At 36.6% G+C, this 18,202-nt stretch carries 16 protein-coding genes and 1 pseudogene; 4 read left to right on the plus strand and 13 right to left on the minus strand.

The window, feature by feature from the left end; all coding sequences use genetic code 11:
- Positions 1-198: 198 nt before the first annotated feature.
- Positions 199-1,476, minus strand: coding sequence for a histidine--tRNA ligase (hisS, locus tag DQM95_RS09715; protein ID WP_037593093.1), 1,278 nt, complete (start codon positions 1,474-1,476; stop codon positions 199-201).
- Between the two features lie 256 nt (positions 1,477-1,732).
- Here hisS and rpmF point away from each other — a divergent pair, with 256 nt between their 5' ends.
- From rpmF to DQM95_RS09735, 3 genes are all read left to right on the plus strand, one after another.
- On the plus strand, positions 1,733-1,915 hold the full coding sequence (rpmF, locus tag DQM95_RS09720; RefSeq protein ID WP_003085054.1) for a 50S ribosomal protein L32: 183 nt from the start codon (positions 1,733-1,735) through the stop codon (positions 1,913-1,915).
- A 15-nt stretch (positions 1,916-1,930) separates the two neighbouring features.
- A complete protein-coding gene (rpmG, locus tag DQM95_RS09725) occupies positions 1,931-2,080 on the plus strand; it encodes a 50S ribosomal protein L33 (protein ID WP_002982147.1) in 150 nt (49 codons plus the stop codon).
- Positions 2,081-2,378: 298 nt separating this feature from the next.
- The gene (locus DQM95_RS09735; RefSeq protein ID WP_015912085.1) at positions 2,379-2,873 is read left to right on the plus strand and encodes an NAD(+) diphosphatase; all 495 of its coding nucleotides are present in this window, start codon (positions 2,379-2,381) and stop codon (positions 2,871-2,873) included.
- A 30-nt stretch (positions 2,874-2,903) separates the two neighbouring features.
- Here the strand turns inward: DQM95_RS09735 and DQM95_RS09740 are convergent.
- Positions 2,904-3,455, minus strand: a pseudogene (locus tag DQM95_RS09740) (helix-turn-helix domain-containing protein); the annotation flags it as partial.
- A 213-nt stretch (positions 3,456-3,668) separates the two neighbouring features.
- Between DQM95_RS09740 and DQM95_RS09745 the strand changes: the two are divergent.
- Positions 3,669-4,511, plus strand: coding sequence for a DUF368 domain-containing protein (locus DQM95_RS09745; protein WP_037593090.1), 843 nt, complete (start codon positions 3,669-3,671; stop codon positions 4,509-4,511).
- A 29-nt stretch (positions 4,512-4,540) separates the two neighbouring features.
- On the opposite strand, the gene DQM95_RS09750 is transcribed toward DQM95_RS09745, so the two are convergent.
- The 11 genes from DQM95_RS09750 to DQM95_RS09800 all read right to left on the minus strand — a co-directional run bounded on the left by DQM95_RS09750 (position 4,541) and on the right by DQM95_RS09800 (position 18,086).
- A complete protein-coding gene (locus tag DQM95_RS09750; protein WP_046389748.1) occupies positions 4,541-6,742 on the minus strand; it encodes a helix-turn-helix domain-containing protein in 2,202 nt (733 codons plus the stop codon).
- A 112-nt stretch (positions 6,743-6,854) separates the two neighbouring features.
- Entirely contained in the window at positions 6,855-8,429 is a 1,575-nt protein-coding gene (locus tag DQM95_RS09755; RefSeq protein WP_015912088.1) for an acyl CoA:acetate/3-ketoacid CoA transferase, read from the minus strand.
- Between the two features lie 26 nt (positions 8,430-8,455).
- Entirely contained in the window at positions 8,456-9,994 is a 1,539-nt protein-coding gene (fadD, locus tag DQM95_RS09760; protein WP_037593087.1) for a long-chain-fatty-acid--CoA ligase FadD, read from the minus strand.
- A 48-nt stretch (positions 9,995-10,042) separates the two neighbouring features.
- Positions 10,043-12,091 (minus strand): 3-hydroxyacyl-CoA dehydrogenase/enoyl-CoA hydratase family protein, encoded by a 2,049-nt coding sequence (locus DQM95_RS09765; RefSeq protein ID WP_037593085.1) that lies wholly within the window; start codon positions 12,089-12,091, stop codon positions 10,043-10,045.
- A gap of 23 nt (positions 12,092-12,114) precedes the next feature.
- Positions 12,115-13,365, minus strand: coding sequence for a thiolase family protein (locus DQM95_RS09770; RefSeq protein WP_015912091.1), 1,251 nt, complete (start codon positions 13,363-13,365; stop codon positions 12,115-12,117).
- 79 nt (positions 13,366-13,444) lie between these two features.
- The gene (locus DQM95_RS09775) at positions 13,445-14,662 is read right to left on the minus strand and encodes an acyl-CoA dehydrogenase family protein (protein WP_015912092.1); all 1,218 of its coding nucleotides are present in this window, start codon (positions 14,660-14,662) and stop codon (positions 13,445-13,447) included.
- Positions 14,663-14,702: 40 nt separating this feature from the next.
- Complete coding sequence (locus DQM95_RS09780) at positions 14,703-15,566, minus strand: 3-hydroxyacyl-CoA dehydrogenase family protein (RefSeq protein WP_015912093.1); 864 nt, start codon at positions 15,564-15,566, stop codon at positions 14,703-14,705.
- A 149-nt stretch (positions 15,567-15,715) separates the two neighbouring features.
- The gene (locus tag DQM95_RS09785) at positions 15,716-16,057 is read right to left on the minus strand and encodes a thioredoxin family protein (RefSeq protein WP_037593082.1); all 342 of its coding nucleotides are present in this window, start codon (positions 16,055-16,057) and stop codon (positions 15,716-15,718) included.
- Positions 16,058-16,068: 11 nt separating this feature from the next.
- Complete coding sequence (locus tag DQM95_RS09790; protein ID WP_425532782.1) at positions 16,069-17,064, minus strand: permease; 996 nt, start codon at positions 17,062-17,064, stop codon at positions 16,069-16,071.
- 49 nt (positions 17,065-17,113) lie between these two features.
- Positions 17,114-17,383: an ArsR/SmtB family transcription factor gene (locus tag DQM95_RS09795; RefSeq protein WP_046388408.1), complete on the minus strand. Its 270-nt coding sequence runs from the start codon at positions 17,381-17,383 to the stop codon at positions 17,114-17,116.
- Between the two features lie 91 nt (positions 17,384-17,474).
- Positions 17,475-18,086 (minus strand): NUDIX hydrolase, encoded by a 612-nt coding sequence (locus tag DQM95_RS09800; protein WP_037593166.1) that lies wholly within the window; start codon positions 18,084-18,086, stop codon positions 17,475-17,477.
- Between the last annotated feature and the right edge of the window lie 116 nt (positions 18,087-18,202).

The following is an 18,202-nucleotide window of genomic DNA, read 5'->3' on the forward strand; positions in this document are numbered from 1 at the left end:
TATTGTCTTCCCTATTATAACAAAAACATGATAAAAACCCCACCCATTTGGGGTGAGATTATGAAATTATTCATTTAGAAGCATTTTTTTTTGCATTCTATTAAACTGAAACAGATTCTGACATACAACCTTATTTGTCACTTATAGTGAGTAAAAGTCGCAGATAAAAAAGAGGGCAAGGCCCCCTCCTTTATTCTATTAAACGAGTTTTTCCATAATAGTAGCAAAGTTGGAAGTGATTTCTTCAAGTGAAACTTCCATTTCTTCACGTGTTTGATTATTTTTGATGATGACTTTTCCAGTTTCTACTTCACTTTCACCGAGTGTGATAATCGTTTTAGCATTGAAACTATCTGCAGATTTAAATTGTGCTTTAATCTTGCGTCCAAGATAGTCACGTTCTGCAGTGAAGCCTTGTTTGCGGATTGCTTGTACTAATGCTAAAGCTTTGCTGTTGGCAGCTTCTCCCAGTACAGCCAAGTATACGTCCATTGGCTCTTCAATAGGCAGTGTGATGCCCTGCTTTTCCAAAATTAATAACAAGCGTTCTAAGCCTAATCCAAATCCAAATCCAGGGGTTTCTGGTCCGTCAAAATAGCTTACCAAACCATCATAACGACCTCCAGCACAAATCGTTAAATCTGAACCTTCAACTTTTGCCATAAACTCAAAAATCGTATGATTGTAGTAGTCAAGACCTCTGACCATATTGGTATCAATGACAAATGGAATATTTAAAGTTGTCAACATCTCTTGTACAGCTTCAAAATGAGCTTTGCTTTCTTCATCTAAATAATCCAAAATAGAAGGGGCATTTTCAACGGCTACCTTATCTTCTACTTCTTTAGAGTCAAGGACACGTAAGGGATTTTCATCTAAACGACGTTTACTATCTTTTGACAATTGCTCACGCATAGGCGTCAAGTAATCAATGAGCGCCTGACGATATGCGGCACGACTAGATGGATTCCCAAGACTATTTAGATGAAGCGTCATATCCTTAATGCCTAATGTTTCAAATAAATGACTTGCCATCGCAATCGTCTCAACATCACTAGCAGGATTGGCTGAACCGAAGCACTCTACACCAATTTGGTGAAATTCACGTAAACGTCCTGCTTGAGGTCTTTCATATCGGAACATGGATCCAATATAATACAATTTAACCGGTTTTTGGACTTCTGGAGCAAAAAGCTTGTTCTCAACAAAGGAACGAACGACAGGGGCTGTCCCTTCCGGGCGAAGCGTAATGTGACGGTCACCTTTGTCGTGAAAATCATACATTTCTTTAGTTACAATATCAGTGGTGTCCCCAACTGATCGGCTAATAACTTCATAATGTTCAAACATAGGCGTTCTAATTTCGCCATAATGGTATTTTTTAAATGTTTCACGTGCAACATTTTCGAGATATTGCCACTTAGCAGCTTCTCCAGGCAAAATATCCTGAGTTCCTTTAGGTTTTTGAAGTTTCATAATTAAGATACAAAGAGTGCACCATAGACACTCCTACCCTTTCTTTCACAATAATCTACTCTATTTTAGCATTTTTCTAAGCTTTTTGGGAATAGCTGAGCTTTTAAAAAACTTTTTTGTCAAGTAACTTTACTTTACAAAAAAGTTATGTTACTATATTAAAGTTGGCGAAAGCCATAGACACAAACATTATTTTTGGCCAGTAGCTACTAAGCTTATCATAAAGGCCCAATATTTTAACCGGAGGATAGAAAAAATGGCAGTTCCTGCACGTCATACGTCAAAAGCTAAAAAGAACAAACGTCGTACACATTATAAATTGACAGCTCCATCTGTACAATTCGACGAAACTACTGGGGATTTCTCACGTTCTCACCGTGTATCACTTAAAGGATACTACAAAGGACGTAAAATCGCTAAAGCTAACGAAGCTAAATAATAGAAGGGAGATACCATGCGCGTAAATATTACACTTGAACACAAAGAATCTGGTGAACGCTTGTACCTTACTTCAAAAAACAAACGTAACACTCCAGACCGTCTTCAATTGAAAAAATACTCACCAAAATTACGTAAACACGTAACTTTTACTGAAGTTAAATAATTGAAACAGGTAAAGCCCTTGAAAGAATCTTTCAAGGGCTTTTTTCTATCTCTCATGCTACAATTAAAGGAATAAAATCATAGAACGTCACGGCAATTGCTGAAAAATTGGGGTTTGTCTATGAATGTCGCCGGTCCAAATTTGCCTTTGAAGATGGTCAGTGGGTCGACAGGGACATTTACAGTAAGAATTTACATGACCAGTCCTTAAATTAATTTCTTAAGTAGTCCATTGGGCTTCTTTTTTTACAGTCATGCTATAATAGTCAGAGATATTATAATATATAAGGAAGATACTCATGCAAAAACATTGTCAAGAATGTGGCACAAAACTCATTGCCAAAGAATTGGTAAACGAAGGACAAATCCCTTTTTGTGAGACCTGTGACCAATTTCGTTTCCCAAGTTTCAATACTGCTGTCAGCTTAATTGTTGTCAACCAAAGCAACGATAAGATTCTGCTCATCCAACAATATGGTCGTCCTCGAAAAATTTTAGTGGCCGGATATGTTGGCAAAGGTGAAAACCTTGAAGAAACTGCCCTACGTGAATTAAAGGAAGAAACCGGTTTGACAGGCTTGTCAATCTCTTTTAACAAAAGCCAGTTCTTTGAGCCGTCCAACACGCTTATGTGTAACTTTACAGTCTTTGTAAAAGATGATAGCGACTTTAAAGCCAATCACGAGATTGATGCCTACTACTGGTACAGCCCTGAAGAAGCCCGTCAAAACATATTCCCAAATAGTTTAGCAGCGGCTTTTTTAAATCATTATTTAGATCAGAAAAAGAGTTAAAAAAAGGTGCCTAAAGGCACCTTTTTCTATTTAGAAAAAACTATTAATGATAAAAGTTGACAGTCCCATAATTAGACAAAAGACAAGGGTGTAAGCAACTACTATCAGTGGTTTCTGATAGGGATATTTGGCTTTTTCTTCAATACTTTCAACCTTATCAAGAGTTTCTCCTTTAGATATGGCTAAAATTTCTTTATAAGTTTGGACCTTATTCTCTTTTTTGAATTTTTCTAACCTTAAAGCAAAGTACATGAGGACAAGCCATTCTACAACAAGAACCAAAAAGCCAGATTTCCCCCAAAAATGAACTAAGGGATAGGCAGTAATAGCCATCAAAAGAGAACCTATGGTCATGACCCAGCCATCTCGGTTAAATTGTTTTAAATCGTCACTTTGAACAAGTTTTTTCATTTCGTCAATATCTCCTTCTACTAATTGATCTAAACTTAGCTGGAAGAGGTTCGCCAAAACAATCAAACTGTGAATGTCCGGATAGGATTTGTCATTTTCCCAATTTGAAATGGTTTGACGTGAAACATATATTTTTTCTGCTAAGTCTTCTTGAGAGAGCTCAGTTTCTTTCCAAGTTCCATTTTTTCTCCTTTCAGCTTAAGTTTATCTTAGTGGAGGTTTCTTAACTATCAAATGTCTTTGACATTGGCTTGATTCAGACCTTATTTCTTGTCTAATTGCTTTTACTTTACACCATCGTCAACTAATTGACAAGCCTAGTCCAGAATGTATTTAATAAAAACAATATGTTACAATAAATAGACTATCATCTAGGAGGAAATAATGGTTTCATTTTTAGGTCGTCTTCTTAAAGGTATGATTATTGCCTTAGGTTTTATATTACCCGGTGTTTCTGGTGGTGTTCTGGCAGCTGTTTTAGGCATTTATGAACGCTTAATTCGCTTTATTGCCCATATCCGTGATAATTTTTGGGAGAATCTTATCTTCTTTTTTCCCGTTGGTATCGGCGGTATCTTGGGAATTGCTCTCTTTTCATTTCCAGTAGAATACTTGCTTAGCCATTACCAAGTTCCAGTTTTATGGGGCTTTGCGGGGGCTATTATTGGAACCCTACCAAGTTTATTTGAAGAATCAACACAAAAATCAAAAAGAGATAAGGTCGATATCATCTTTTTAGTGGCAACTTTTGTCATTTCTGGACTTTTTCTCTATTTCCTCAACGACTTGACTGGAACAATTCCAGCCAATTTTATGACCTTCATATTAGCAGGAGCTTTGATTGCTCTTGGGGTCCTCGTTCCAGGTTTAAGTCCTTCTAATCTTTTGTTGATTATGGGACTATACACTCCTATGCTCAAAGGCTTTAAAGGGCTTGATTTAACTGGAACCTTCTTACCTATCGCCATTGGTGGGCTATTAGCTATGGCTGCCTTCTCAAAAGTCATGGATTACGCCCTTGACCACTACCACTCCCGTGTTTATCACTTGATTATCGGGATTATCTTATCGAGCACCCTCTTGATTCTGATTCCCGTTCCTAATAGTCCTGAGGCTATTGATTATAGCGGAGCAGGATTATTGACTTGGGGACTGGCTTTGCTTCTATTTGGCCTAGGCATCTGGTTGGGACTTTGGATGAGTCAATTAGAGAGCAAGTACAAATAAAAAGTTGGAATAATTTCCAACTTTTTTCTTTAGTCGAAGATGCTTGGGCCATACAAATCGAACAAATGATAGGCTAGCAAGAGGTTAAAGTGAGAATGTTCCTCATTAATATCAAAACCAAGGATGTCTTTAATTTTTTCTAAGCGGTAAAGTAAGGTTGAACGGTGTATATAAAGTTTGTCTGAGCTGGCTTTAATCTGACATTGATTCTCCAAATAAACACGTAATGTTTGGAACAAATCTAATGATTGGTCTTTTGAGAATGACCAGATGTCGCCTATTTGTGACTTAACAAAAAGTTTTGAATCATTACTTTGGGTTAAGGTGTTAAGTAGGGAATATGATCCAAGTTCACTAAATGAGGCCACCTGTTTACCATATGCCGTATTTTGCATAACATTTAAGACATGTTGGGCTTTTTTATAACTGTCTCGATAATCAACAATATGTTTGACACTGCTACCAACAGCTAACCAAAGATTCACTTGTTCTGGTTGATGTTTTTGCAGATAATCGTAGAGCTTTTCCCAGTAATTGTTATCTGAGAGGCTTTCTTGCGGTTTGAAAAGGAGAAGTTTTCCTTTAAATATGGCTGAAATCAGTTGTTTATCATAACTATTCAAATGATACACCATTTCATTAAAGAGTTTATTACGCTGAATCCGTTGATTAATGAGGTCTTGGTGATTAACTTCTTGACTATGGACATCAACGATAGCAACGGTATGATATTGATTGATATCAAAATTGAAATAAGAGGCATAGTCAATAATTTGATCCATCTCATCACGCGCCTTACTTGACAAGAGTGCTCCGACAAATGAATTTTTCAATTGGTTTAGGGCATCTCGCTCAATCTTATATTTCATAAAGAAGGTCGCATAGATACTTATGGCCATAGAAATGGCTAAGCTAAAGTTTTCTTGATTGCTTGGTCGATTTCTTTGACTATAAACCAGGTATCCTAATACTTCTCTGTCACCTTCAATTTTATTAAAAACCAATTCTTCTTCTTCGACAATGAGTGTAAACCTTGCTGGTTTGTGTTGATAGCTTGCCTTTTCTGTTTGAATCTTTTCAACAATTGATGCTAGTGGTAATGTGCTTTCTGGCAACTGATTGAAAGCTGATAGATTAAAAAATGGATCAAAAACCAGTACATCATTCATGATAAATTCTGACAGTACTTGGTTCATATCATCGATGTCAACTTGGTCAATCGATTTTTTGATAAGATTCGTTTGCAGCGTCAGCAATTCTTCTAAAGCCTTACGACGTTCAAATTCACTCCGCCTTAAAGATAAGTTTTCATACATGGCGCTAAAGTAATTTGTGTAGGTTTGAAGGAGTTCAAAATCCTTAGCCGAGAAGATGTTATCTCTTGCTTTTTGACAAAGCATAGCGCCAACAAGGTGGTTATTGATGGTAATCGGAAGTGTTATCTGTGAAAAACCTATTTGTTCAACATGAGGAAAGTAATCTCTAAGGGCATTTCCTCTGCTAAGCCGTATGTAGTCATCGTCTGGTACATAGCCAAATGTAGGTTTTTGTAAGAGTAATGCTTCGCGTGTCTCATCTAACAAATAGATGCCTGTATAATGTGTTTTAGCTTCTCGTCCTGATAAATTAACAACTTGATCCAATAAGTCTTCAATGGAATTCTGCATCATTAGTTGATGAGCGGAATGGGTAATCAGACGAAGATCTTTCTGACTATTTTCATTTTTTTGGATCATGTCCATTGCTATAGCAACGTATTCCCCTAATTCTTTGAAAACTGTCCGCATTTCATCAATAAAGGGTCTATCATCAAAATATCCAACGATAATCAATCCCTGATTGGAATTATTTTCCGTGATTGGAATGGTAAACCAAGAAGCAATATTATGATCTTCAAAGTATTTAACTAAAATGGAATTTTCTTTTAAAAGATTATCATCTGATTTTATGCTCTGTTGGTATAATATTTGATTAACCTTATCAGTTGGGTAGGGAAAAATAGATCGAATAGATTCAACCCCACTCAAATAGTGCAAACGGAGATAACCTTTGACATTCAAGCCAATACAAACAAAATCTGCTGCTAAAATTTCTCTAAAACTTTCACCAACAATTGTTAAAATCTCGTCTCTTGAATTACGATTTAACAATTGGCGCGATGTCATCTTTAGATGACTTTCAATGTTTTCAATAAATTTTTCACGGCTTTTACTTGTTATCATTTTTTTCATTTTTTAAAGCCACCTTCTTCCTCATTCCCTTCTATTGTAAACAATGAAAGCCGTTTCAACAACTTATTTGCATAAAAAAGAATCCCTTTTAACAAAGAGATTCTTTTTGTGTTTAATGACTTTCTTTAGCGTCAATAATTGAAGCTAGTTTGCCCCAATTTTCACTGAAGATTCCTGAATCCATCACTTTTAAATCTTCCGAAATTGCTGGTTCAAACTCCATTTGATCCAAAATATCAGTTTGTAAGTCAACACCTGGTGCTATTTCAATAAGTCGCACTTGACCTTTATGAAGATCAAATACAGCACGTTCAGTGACATACAACACTTCTTGACCTGATTCTGTTGCATACTCACCAGAGAAACTTACTTGTTCAACATTTTTGATGAATTTTGGTCCACGACCTTGATCATCAATAACTAATTTACCATTTTCACAGTGTACTTTACCACCTACTGTAAAGGTACCAATAAAGACAATCCTCTTGGTGTTTTGTGAAATATTAATGAAACCACCTGGTCCCGGTACTTTAGGTCCAAACTTAGTCACATTGTTATTTCCATATTGGTCAATTTCACCAATCCCTAGGACTGTTAAGTCCAATCCATTACCATCATAGTAATCAAACTGATTTGTCATTGGAATAGAAGCTTCATGGTTCAATGCCGAACCGAAGTCTAAACCAACTGCAGGGATTCCTCCCCAAAGACCCATTTCAAGAGTGGCATGATAACGGTCACTAACACCCTCTTCGGCAGCCACTTGGGCCACCATATCTGGTGAACCAAAACCTAAATTAATGGTATCCCCAGGACGTAATTCCATGGCTGCACGACGTGCAGTAATTTTACGTGTTGTTAATGGTGCAGGAACAACTTTATCTTGGTTAACTGGTACTTTAACGTCACCACATAGAGCTGGGTCATAGATTGTTCCCATGGTTTGCTTATGGTACTCATCTTCACCAATAACCACATAGTCTACTAAACCAAATGGAATTTGAACATCTTTCGGATGAATTTGACCATTTTGAACCACTTTTTTAACTTGGCAGACAACAATTCCACCAGAATTTTTAGTAGCCATTGCCAATTCCAATTGTTCTAATTTACACGTTTCATCTTTTAGTGAAATATTTCCATTTTCATCAGAATATGTTCCACGGATAAAGGCAACATCAATTTTTAGGTTAGGATAATGTAACCATTCTTCACCATTAAATTCGACCAATTTGATTAATTCTTCTTTAGTAATAGTTGTTGATTTTGAGCCTTCAAGACGAGGGTCAACAAAGGTTTTTAAGCCAACTTTGGAAAGATATGGTTTACGACCTGCAATAGCTCGATAAAGTTGTGTGATAACACCTTGAGGCCATAAGTAAACTTCGTATTCGTTGTTAACAATTTTTTCAACCATACCTGGCGAAGAGCCTACATGTCCAGCAATAATACGTTTTACCATACCCGGTGCTGTCATATGGTCTGCTCCACGTCCATACTGGTTGTTACCAATGCCACAAGACCACATAAATGTAATATCTTTAGGATGTTGTTCCTCAGCATAACGCTCTTCAACACCAATAAGCAACTGCTCAGGTAAACCACCCAAACCAAAAGTTAGAGTCGCAAGCAAGGCTCCATCTTTAACAAGATTAGCTGCTTCTCTGTAACTAATCAATTTTTCCATATCGTTTCCTCTTACAAATTTTTCTATTACATGATAATTTGTTGTACTTTTTCACGACTAGCGTGCTTAGCTTCTTCATCTTTAGCCATTTCAAGTAAGGCTTTCTTGTCAATTTTTCCAATTGGAGTTTTTGGAAATTCCTTTAATATGTAGTATCGTTTTGGTGTTTTGTAACCAGCAAGATAATCCTGGACAAATGTTTTGATATTATCTAAAGAAGTCAATCGATCATCTTTTAAGATAATAGCAGCAACAACACTCTCACCCCACTGAGCAACAGGTATTCCAAATACGACAGAATCCATTATTTCGGGATGTTTATTCAGGATATTTTCCACTTCAGAGGGATAAACGTTTTCTCCACCAGTAATGATCATCTCCTTACTGCGTCCAACAATAAAGTAATCACCATCCTCATCCTTTTTAGCTAAATCACCTGTATAAACATATCCATCTTTAAGGGTTTTAGCAGTTTCTTCTGGTTTATTCCAATAACCTGAGAAACGCGACTCATTACTAATAATTAATTCACCAACTTCTCCATCAGGAACATCTTGCCCAAGAGAATCAACAAGTCTTACATTGTTAAAAAGAATTGGTTTACCAACAGTTGTTGGTTTCCTTCTTTGTTTTACAGGATCAATGGCAAAATTATTTGGTCCAATTTCTGTTAACCCATAAGAATTGACTAATGGCAACCCTTGATCTGCAAACAAACGATAGACTTTTTCAGATAGCGGAGCTCCTCCTGAGATAATAAATTCAAGAGAGTTAAAATTTTCTCTTTGGAAAAGGGGCGAGTCAGCTAACATATAACACATTGTTGGTACAAAAAAGGCTTTTGTTGGTTTAAAATCTCTAATAATTTCAATCGTTTCATCAGTATAAAAGAAACGTTGTATAATAATTTGTCCCCCAGCCATTAAGATTGGAACAGTGAAACAAAACAGGCCTGCTGTATGAAACATAGGAGTCGTTGTCATACCGCGATCTTTTGAAGAGATATTCCAACTTGGAATACTATTTAAAGCATTCATAATGATAGCCTTGTGGCTAATCATTGCTCCTTTAGGTAATCCCGTTGTACCACTTGTATAGATTAGTACAGCAGTGTCTTCACGTTTAAATTCCTTCAGTGGGATGGTTTTTGTCTGATTAGGATCAACGAGCTCATTGTAGACTTCTGAATCAATATCAATATCTAATAAGTTCTCTTCTATCAAGTTTAGACGTGTCTTATGAATTCTTGAATAAAAGATTAACTTAGGATCAGAGTCTTTGATAATTTGATGAATTTCAGTATCCCTTAATCGCCAATTCAACGGAACAAAGATTGCTCCTATTTTGGTACAAGCAAACAAGAGATCAAAATGAGCAATATCATTGGAAGAAAACAAGGCTATACGATCACCTGGTAGAACTCCACGTGACAGTAAATAAGAAGCAAGATTTATAGCACGTTGATTCATTTGTTCAAAAGTCCAAGTATGGCCTTTCTCAGCTTCAATAATAGCGACTTTTGAGCCACTCAAACGTGCACGTTCAGAAAACCAATCATTTGTCACATCTTTGCTCCTTTACATTTTTTTGGGAAAAGGAAGCATTCTTGCTTCTTATTTCAAACTGCTATAATCAGGACGTTTACCAGCTAATGAAGCTTCTAGTCCAATCAGAGCTTCTTCTTTTGCAAATGTCTCATTTAAGAGAGATAATTCATAGGCGATACCTTCATCTATTGACAATTCTGCTTGTTGGTCAATCATTTCAGGAATTAATTTCACAATACCAGGACCTTTGTAAGAAATTGTTTTCGCCATTTTTTCAGCAAATTCTGAGCTTACACCATCTGCAGCTATCCCTTTTAGCGTATTTTCAAAGTTGGCGTCAGAAAAAGCTGTGCGGATTTCATTATATTTTTCTGGGAAAGAACGATCACGATATTTATCCGGACGTCCTTCTGAAACTAATTCTTCAATACCCTCATTAATGTTACCAGAATCCACTAATTTGGTAACAATCCCTAATTCAGCAGCATCCTTAGCGGAAATTCCTCGTCCAGTTAGAACATAATATTTAGTCAATTCTTTACCGATTTGATGGTTTGTACGAAGCATTCCACCTAAACCTGGGTAAATACCAAGCCCACTTTCTGGGAATCCCATAGAGCCTTTTTCAGTAGCGATGATTGCTTGACAAGCAAGTGCTAATTCAGAACCACCACCTAATGATAAGCCATCAAGTAAAGCAATCGTATATTTCTTGCTTAATTCAATGCGACGAAGTAATTTATGTCCACCTGAAGTGAAAGCATAGTTTTTATCAAGTGAATTTGTCTTAATAGCATCAACGAAGAATTTCAAGTCTGCTCCAGCGACAAAGGCTTTACCAGCTCCTGAGAAAACAATAGCGCGAACAGCATCGTCTGCTTCAGCTTTATTAAATGCTTCTTCAATTTGACCAACAACTGTTGGATTCAAAGCATTCATTGCTTCTGGACGATTAATACGAATTTTTGCAATACCATTAACAACGGAATAATCAACAAAACTAAAGTCAAACGCTTTACCTGATTCAGCTTGTTTTTTCAAGGTTTGACTAATTTCAAAACCAGGGCGTTTTTTAGCTAATTCTTCTACCATTTGGTAAGCTTTTTGAATTCCAATTTGGTTAGCTAATTGGAATGGTCCAACTTTCCAACGAAGACCAACAACAGCTCCACGATTGACATCTTCAATAGAGGCAACACCTTCATCTACTAATTTACCTGCAACACTAATAACAGTGGCTAGTAAATGGTCTTGAATAGCTTGGAATTTGCTTTCATCAACTGGGCCATCTTCTAAATCCCAGAGTTGGCGTGACTCTGTTTGCTCTTTTAAGAGTGGTGATGGGTAGTATGAGTCACTGATTTCACGACCAAGGGTATTTGCTGAATGGTAAGCTACTGGAATACCTGTAGCATTCATCAATGCAAATGGTCCCATCCCAATTTTAAAAGCTGCACGCGCTGCTGCATCGATTGTTGCTTTATTAGCAAGACCTTCTTCAAAAAGTTTAACAGCCTCAGTTAACCAAGGAACAAAGAAACGGTTAACGGCAAAACCTGGAGCATCTTTTACAGTAATAGCTGTTTTACCATGCATATCAGAGAATTTATTAGCAATAGCAACCGTTTCTGGACTTGTTCCTTCATGCGAAATAATTTCTAAAAGACGATTCTTTGCTGGATGGAAGAAGTAGTGCATTCCAATAAAACGATTTGGACGGTTAGTAGCTTTTGCCAAATTTTTGATATAGAAACTTGAAGTATTTGAACTTAAAATTGTTTTTTCATCACAAATCTGATCAAGTTTGCTCAAAACATCTGCTTTAACTTTTTCATCTTCAAAGACAGCTTCAATCACAAAATCAACTGATTTCACATCTTCGTAGTTTGTGGTTGGAATTAGGTTTGCTAAAGTCGCTTCAACAAAAGCTTCCGTGAAAACCTTACGTTCTTTCCCTTGATCCAACATTTTTTTGATGATCCCCATACCACGATCAACAGCTTCTTGAGAAACATCAACTAAATAACATTTAATACCTTCTTGAGCGATTTTTTGGGCAATTCCTGAGCCCATTGTTCCTGCGCCAATGACGGCAACTGTAAATTCTTGTGTCATAAAACCTCTCCCTTGTCTAAATCTTATTTACCAGTGTAATAGCCATTTTCTAGAAGTAAAGCAATTCCTTGTCCACCACCGATACATGCTGAGGCAATGGCATAGCGTTTATCAGGGTTATTCTTGAATTCGTATAATAGTGACGTAATAATACGTGCACCAGACATACCAAGTGGGTGTCCTAGAGCAACTGCGCCACCATGTGGATTAAATTTATGTTTGTAGAAGTCAGTATCCATATCAATACCAAGTTCCATTAAACATCCTATTGTTTGACCAGCAAAGGCTTCATTAATTTCAAGAACATCAATATCTTTTACTAAGTCAAGCCCTTGACGTTCTAATAAGTCGTTGATTGCATATACTGGTCCAAGTCCCATGGTTTCAGGAGCACAGCCAGAAATTTGATAATCCACTACTTTGGCCATTATTTCAAGGCCTTTTTCTTTAGCTAATGATTCTGTTGTGAAAATTTCAAATGCAGCACCATCATTTAGGCCTGAGGCATTTCCTGCTGTTACAGTGCCATCTTTTTCAAAGGCTGGACGAAGTTTAGCAAGACTTTCCATTGTCGTATCAGGACGAGGATGTCCATCTTTTTCAACAATAGTTACTTGCCCTTTACGTCCTGGAACTTCAACTGGAACAATTTCTTGAGCGAAACGACCATTTGATATAGCTTCAGCTGCTTTTTGTTGTGATTCAAAAGCAAATTGATCTTGTTTTTCACGAGAAATATTGTATTTACGAACAACATTTTCTGCTGTATTTCCCATATGAGCAATTCCTGAATTACGTCCTGATGCTGAACGGTGCCCTTCTAAGTTGGCATCAATCATTTGGACATCTCCCATACGAAAAGCTTGGTAACGAGCGCTATCAGGCAATTGATAAGGAGCGCGTGATAATGATTCTGCACCACCCGCAGCAATAATCTTCTTGTTAGAGTGAAGAAGTTCTAATGATGCTGATACTGCTGATTGAATACCTGAACCACAAATGCGGTTAACAGTCATCCCTGTCGATGTATCTTTCAATCCACTATTAATGGCAATAATATTACCCAAGTTGTTTGTTGTTTGTGATCCAGTAACATGTCCAACGATAACCTCATCAATATCCTCAACTGATAAGTTAGCACGGTTAACAGCTTCTTTTAAAGCAACTTCACCTAATACTTCAACCGGAACTGTTTTCAAATCACCAAGATATGCTCCAACAGGAGTTCTTGCGGCACCAACGATAACGATTTCTTCTTGTTTTGTAGTTAACATATCTTTCCTCTTCTCTTAATCTTCACATGACAAGATTGGTCGAGCTTTTCAAACCCGACACAATCTGACTGCTTTCTTTTTAAATAAAGGCTGAAATTCCTGTGTAATGACGACCAATGATTAATGAATTCACTTCGTGAGTTCCTTCGTAAGTGTACATTCCCTCGATATCAGCAAAGAATCTTGGAATATCATATTTCAATAAAATTCCATTTCCGCCACCAACTTCACGTGCTAAAGCTGCTGTTTCACGTGCTCTAAATCCGTTATGGAGTTTAGCCATAGATGAAGCTTCTTCACGGTAAATTCCCTGTTCTTGTTGTTCAGCAAGACGTACTGCAATAGCTAAAGTAGCTTGAGCGTTCATTGCCATACGCGCTAATTTTTCTTGAATTAATTGGAAGTTAGCAATCGGTTTACCGAATTGTTCACGTTCACGAGTATATTTTAATGCTGCTTCAAATGCACCTGCAGTAGCACCTGCTAATAACCACGCAACGTCTGAACGTGTATTACGTAAAATGTTAGCACAATCTTTCCAAGAGTTAACATTTTGTGCACGTTGTGATTCAGGAACTTTAACATCACGGTAGATGATTTCAGCATTTGGCATCATACGGAAGAATGCTTTTTGAGGAGTTACAAAAGTTTCTACCCCTTCAGTTTCGCGTTCTACATAGAATAATTTAACTTGATTGTCATCAACATCACGGGCAAAGAATGCATGCCATTTAGCAATTGCACCAGCACCGATCCATTTTTTGTGACCATTTAATATCCAATGGTCGCCTTCACGTTTAGCAGTAGCAGCCATACCGCCTGCAATATCAGAACCATGATCAGGTTCAGTCATTGCTAATACTCCTAAACCTTCCCAAGAATAAACACCTGGCATTAATTGAGCGACTTGCTCTTCGCTTCCACCCACGCGAACACATTCATGGAAAAGTCCACCATTTGCTGTATAGAATGTTCCTAATACTGGGTCAGTTTTAGCTAATGTATAAGCACGGAATCCACGGAATAATTCTGAGATACGTCCATTTTCACGTCCTTCTAATAATCGAGGATCATCCATTAAACGTAAGTCAATGACTTTTTGGAAAGCTTCTAATGGGAAAGTAGCATTATGCCAATTTTCAGCTAATAAAGGTTTTAAGTCTTTTTCTAAAACTTCTTCTAACTCTTTTAATACTGCTTTTTCACCATCTGTTAATGCATCAGCATAGTTATATAAATCTGAATAAAACATTTCACCGCTTGCAAATAACTTATCAGCTCTTGATTCTTTAACCATTACGTTGGCCTCCATAAATTTTATTAGTTAATTTTTGTCATTATTTTTTATCGTAATCGTAGAAACCTTTACCAGATTTCTTACCGTTACGACCCGCACGAATCATATTTTTCAATAATGTTGGTGGTGTCCAACGATTATCACCAAATTCTTTAGCAAAATAGTTCATTACATGGTAACCAATATCAACACCTGCGTAATCTTGCAATTCGAATGCTCCCATTGGGTGATTCAATCCGTAACGCATAGCTTTATCAATATCTTCTTTCGAAGCAATTCCTTCTTCCAAAACTTTGATAGCCTCGATAAATTGAGGAATCATAATACGGTTTACAATAAATCCTGGAACGTCTTTCTTAACAATAACGACTTCTTTACGGATACTTTCAGCTAATTCTTTAACGATTGAAATTGTTTCATCACTTGTTTCAAAACCATAGATAATTTCACATAATTTCATGACTTGAGCTGGATTAAAGAAATGCATTCCTGCAAAACGAGCTGGATTTTCTAATACATTAGCAATCTCAGTAATGGATAGAGATGAAGTATTTGTGGATAAAATAACATCATCACGTACAATGCCTTCTAATTCTTTAAAAACAGACTGTTTGATTTCCATTTTTTCGATGACAGCTTCTACAACAAAGTCAACATCTTTAAAATCTTTAAGATCAGTTGTTGTTGTAATACGAGCCAAAGTTTCATCCATTTGTTCTTGAGTTAACTTTCCTCGTTTAACACTACCTTCCATGAATTTGGTAATTCTAGCCATACCAGCATCAATAAAACGTTGCTCTACATCACGTAAAACGACTTGGTAACCATTTTGAGCAAATAAGTTAGCAATTCCTCCACCCATTGCTCCAGCACCAACAACACCAATTGTCTTAATGTTAGTCATTTTGTCATCTCCTTTTTGACTTGTTTTATTTTATGATTTTATTATACTTTCTGACAAAGTAAGTTTCATCATCACTTTTGAGGAAAGGGAATATATTTTTACTACAAAATGAATCAAAAAGACTTCCTTAAGTGGAAGTCTTACTTTTCTTAACAATTTTCAATTATTATCGCTTTAATGTCCTCTTCAGATAAAACTTTCCCCGTTGAGACAACATCTTCATCTAAGACCAAACCCGGTGTACTCATAACGCCATATGCAGCAATTTGACTAAAATCAGTAACATGCTCGATATTGACCCTTTTTCCCATACTCTCACAGGCCCGAATCACGTTTTCTTCAAGCGTGTTACATTTTTTACAGCCGGATCCTAAAATTTTAAAGGTATGTTCTGCATCATCAAGGTGCTGATCCGCCTTGTCTTTATGACAATTGCCTTGACACTGACAGCCACAAGTTTTCTCTTCTTCTTTTTTTCCAAATAAAGCCATAATCTTTCTCCTTAAAATAAGATAGTTTGTAACATATTAAATAGATAACCAATTAAAATAATACCGAAGCTACAAATCACAATAAAAACACTCAGCAATTTTGGTTTAAGTGCCTTTTTCAACATTATCATTGAGGGTAGACTAAGCGTTGTAACAGACATCATAAAAGATAAAACCGTTCCTAGTTGGGCCCCTTTTGATAGCAAAGCCTCTGCAACAGGAATAGTACCGAAAATATCAGCATAAATCGGCACACCAATCACGGTTGCTAGTACCACTCCAAATGGATTTTGACTGCCAAGAACTTTTTCAATCCAAAGCTGGGGGAGCCAGTTGTGAATTAATGCGCCAATGGCAACGCCGACTAGAATATAAGGGAATACTTTTTTAAAAGTATCGACCACTTGATCTTTTGCAAAAACAAGTCTTTCTCTACTACTTAACTCTTGTCCATCTAATTGAACAGCTTTAGCCTGGCGAATAAAATCTGCAACAGAATCCTCTAAATGCATTTTCTCAATAATCGTACCACCGATAACAGCTAAGAACAAGCCAAAAATAACATAAAATAAAGCGATTTTGAGGCCAAAGATACTTGTCAGTAACACCAAACTGCCTAAATCAACCATGGGGGAAGAAATCAGAAAGGCAAAGGTAACTCCTAAGGGTAAACCAGCACTTGTAAAGCCCATAAATAAGGGGATAGAAGAACATGAGCAAAACGGTGTCACTGTCCCCAACAAAGCAGACATGACACGCGCCCAAACACCATTAAAACGCCCTAGAATTTTTTTACTTTTTTCCGGTGGAAAAAAGGATTGGATATAGGAAACCAAAAAAATCAAACTACAAAGAAGAATTCCAATTTTAATCACATCATAGATAAAAAATTGCAAACTGGCAACAAGGCGACTAGAGGTATCAAATCCAACAGCCTTGAGAGCAGCACCAATCAATTGATTTAGCCATTGCATCCCTAAAAGTTGATTTTGTATAAATAAGCCAATCTCTTTCATAACAACCCCACTATCTCCCTAACTTGGAAACTGACCAGACCTATAAATAAGACAATAAACCTCTGTAAATCTCTTTTTCGAAATCAGGATTAAGGCTATAGTGTTTCCATTTCCCTTTTTGTTGACTATTTACTAAGCCAGTCTGACAAAGTATTTTCATATGGTAGGAGAGTGCTGGCTGAGCCAAGTCTAACTTCTCTCCCAAAGCACAAGCACAAAGACTACCATTTTGTAATTCCCTGAGAACTGCTAACCGATTAACATCACTCAAAGCTTTGAATAAAAAAGCATGTTTTTCTATATTAGACATCATATCACCTGTGACACATCAAAATTTTTTTATATGTTTAGCATATTATCTTAGAAAAGAATTGTCAAAGAAAAAAATAAAAATGAGGCAATTAGTTTGACTCATTTTTTAAAATACGGCTAAAACAATCAGTGAATTGAGCTGTTAGTCCCCAAATGGTCTCTTCAAACCCTTCATAAAAAGGAATCTTAGACGATTGATGATGAAAGGCATATTTTTCACCGTTACGAATGCGTTCAAAAGGAAAATTAGATCCTTCTTTAATACCATGTGGCAATTCATAATAAATAGGTTCCTTATTAAGAATTTCTATCAAAGGAACTGTAAAAAGATGATCCACTTCCTCATTGTATTGCAATACTTGCCAGTTATCACAATGCAGTTGTCCCACAAAACAATGAATGGTACGCTTTGCTTGAACGATATAGTCAATTTCACCCCAAATGTCAATTTGTTCTGGAGAGACCCTTAACTCTTCAGTGCATTCACGTACTGCTGCCTCTGCAAAAGTCTCCCCTGGCTCTAAACGGCCACCCGGAAAAGAAACTTCTCCTGGTTGTGAAATATTCTGTCCTCTTACTTCAAATAAAATATGCCATTCTTTATTTTGCCACACTAAAGGTAAAAAGACTGCATATTCTTTTTGTTGTCCCAAAGGTTTTGACCTATAATTAGCCATCAGTTCCTTGATTCTTTTTTCCATTGTAAAACCTTTCCCAATCATCTTTATCCAAGATTACAAGAAATACTGTCTCCGGTCAAGAAATTGCAATTTTGTAGCTATTTTTAAATATATAATATTTTTACATATAATCTCTT

It is taken from the genome of Streptococcus uberis, from assembly GCF_900475595.1.
Lineage (GTDB): Bacteria > Bacillota > Bacilli > Lactobacillales > Streptococcaceae > Streptococcus > Streptococcus uberis.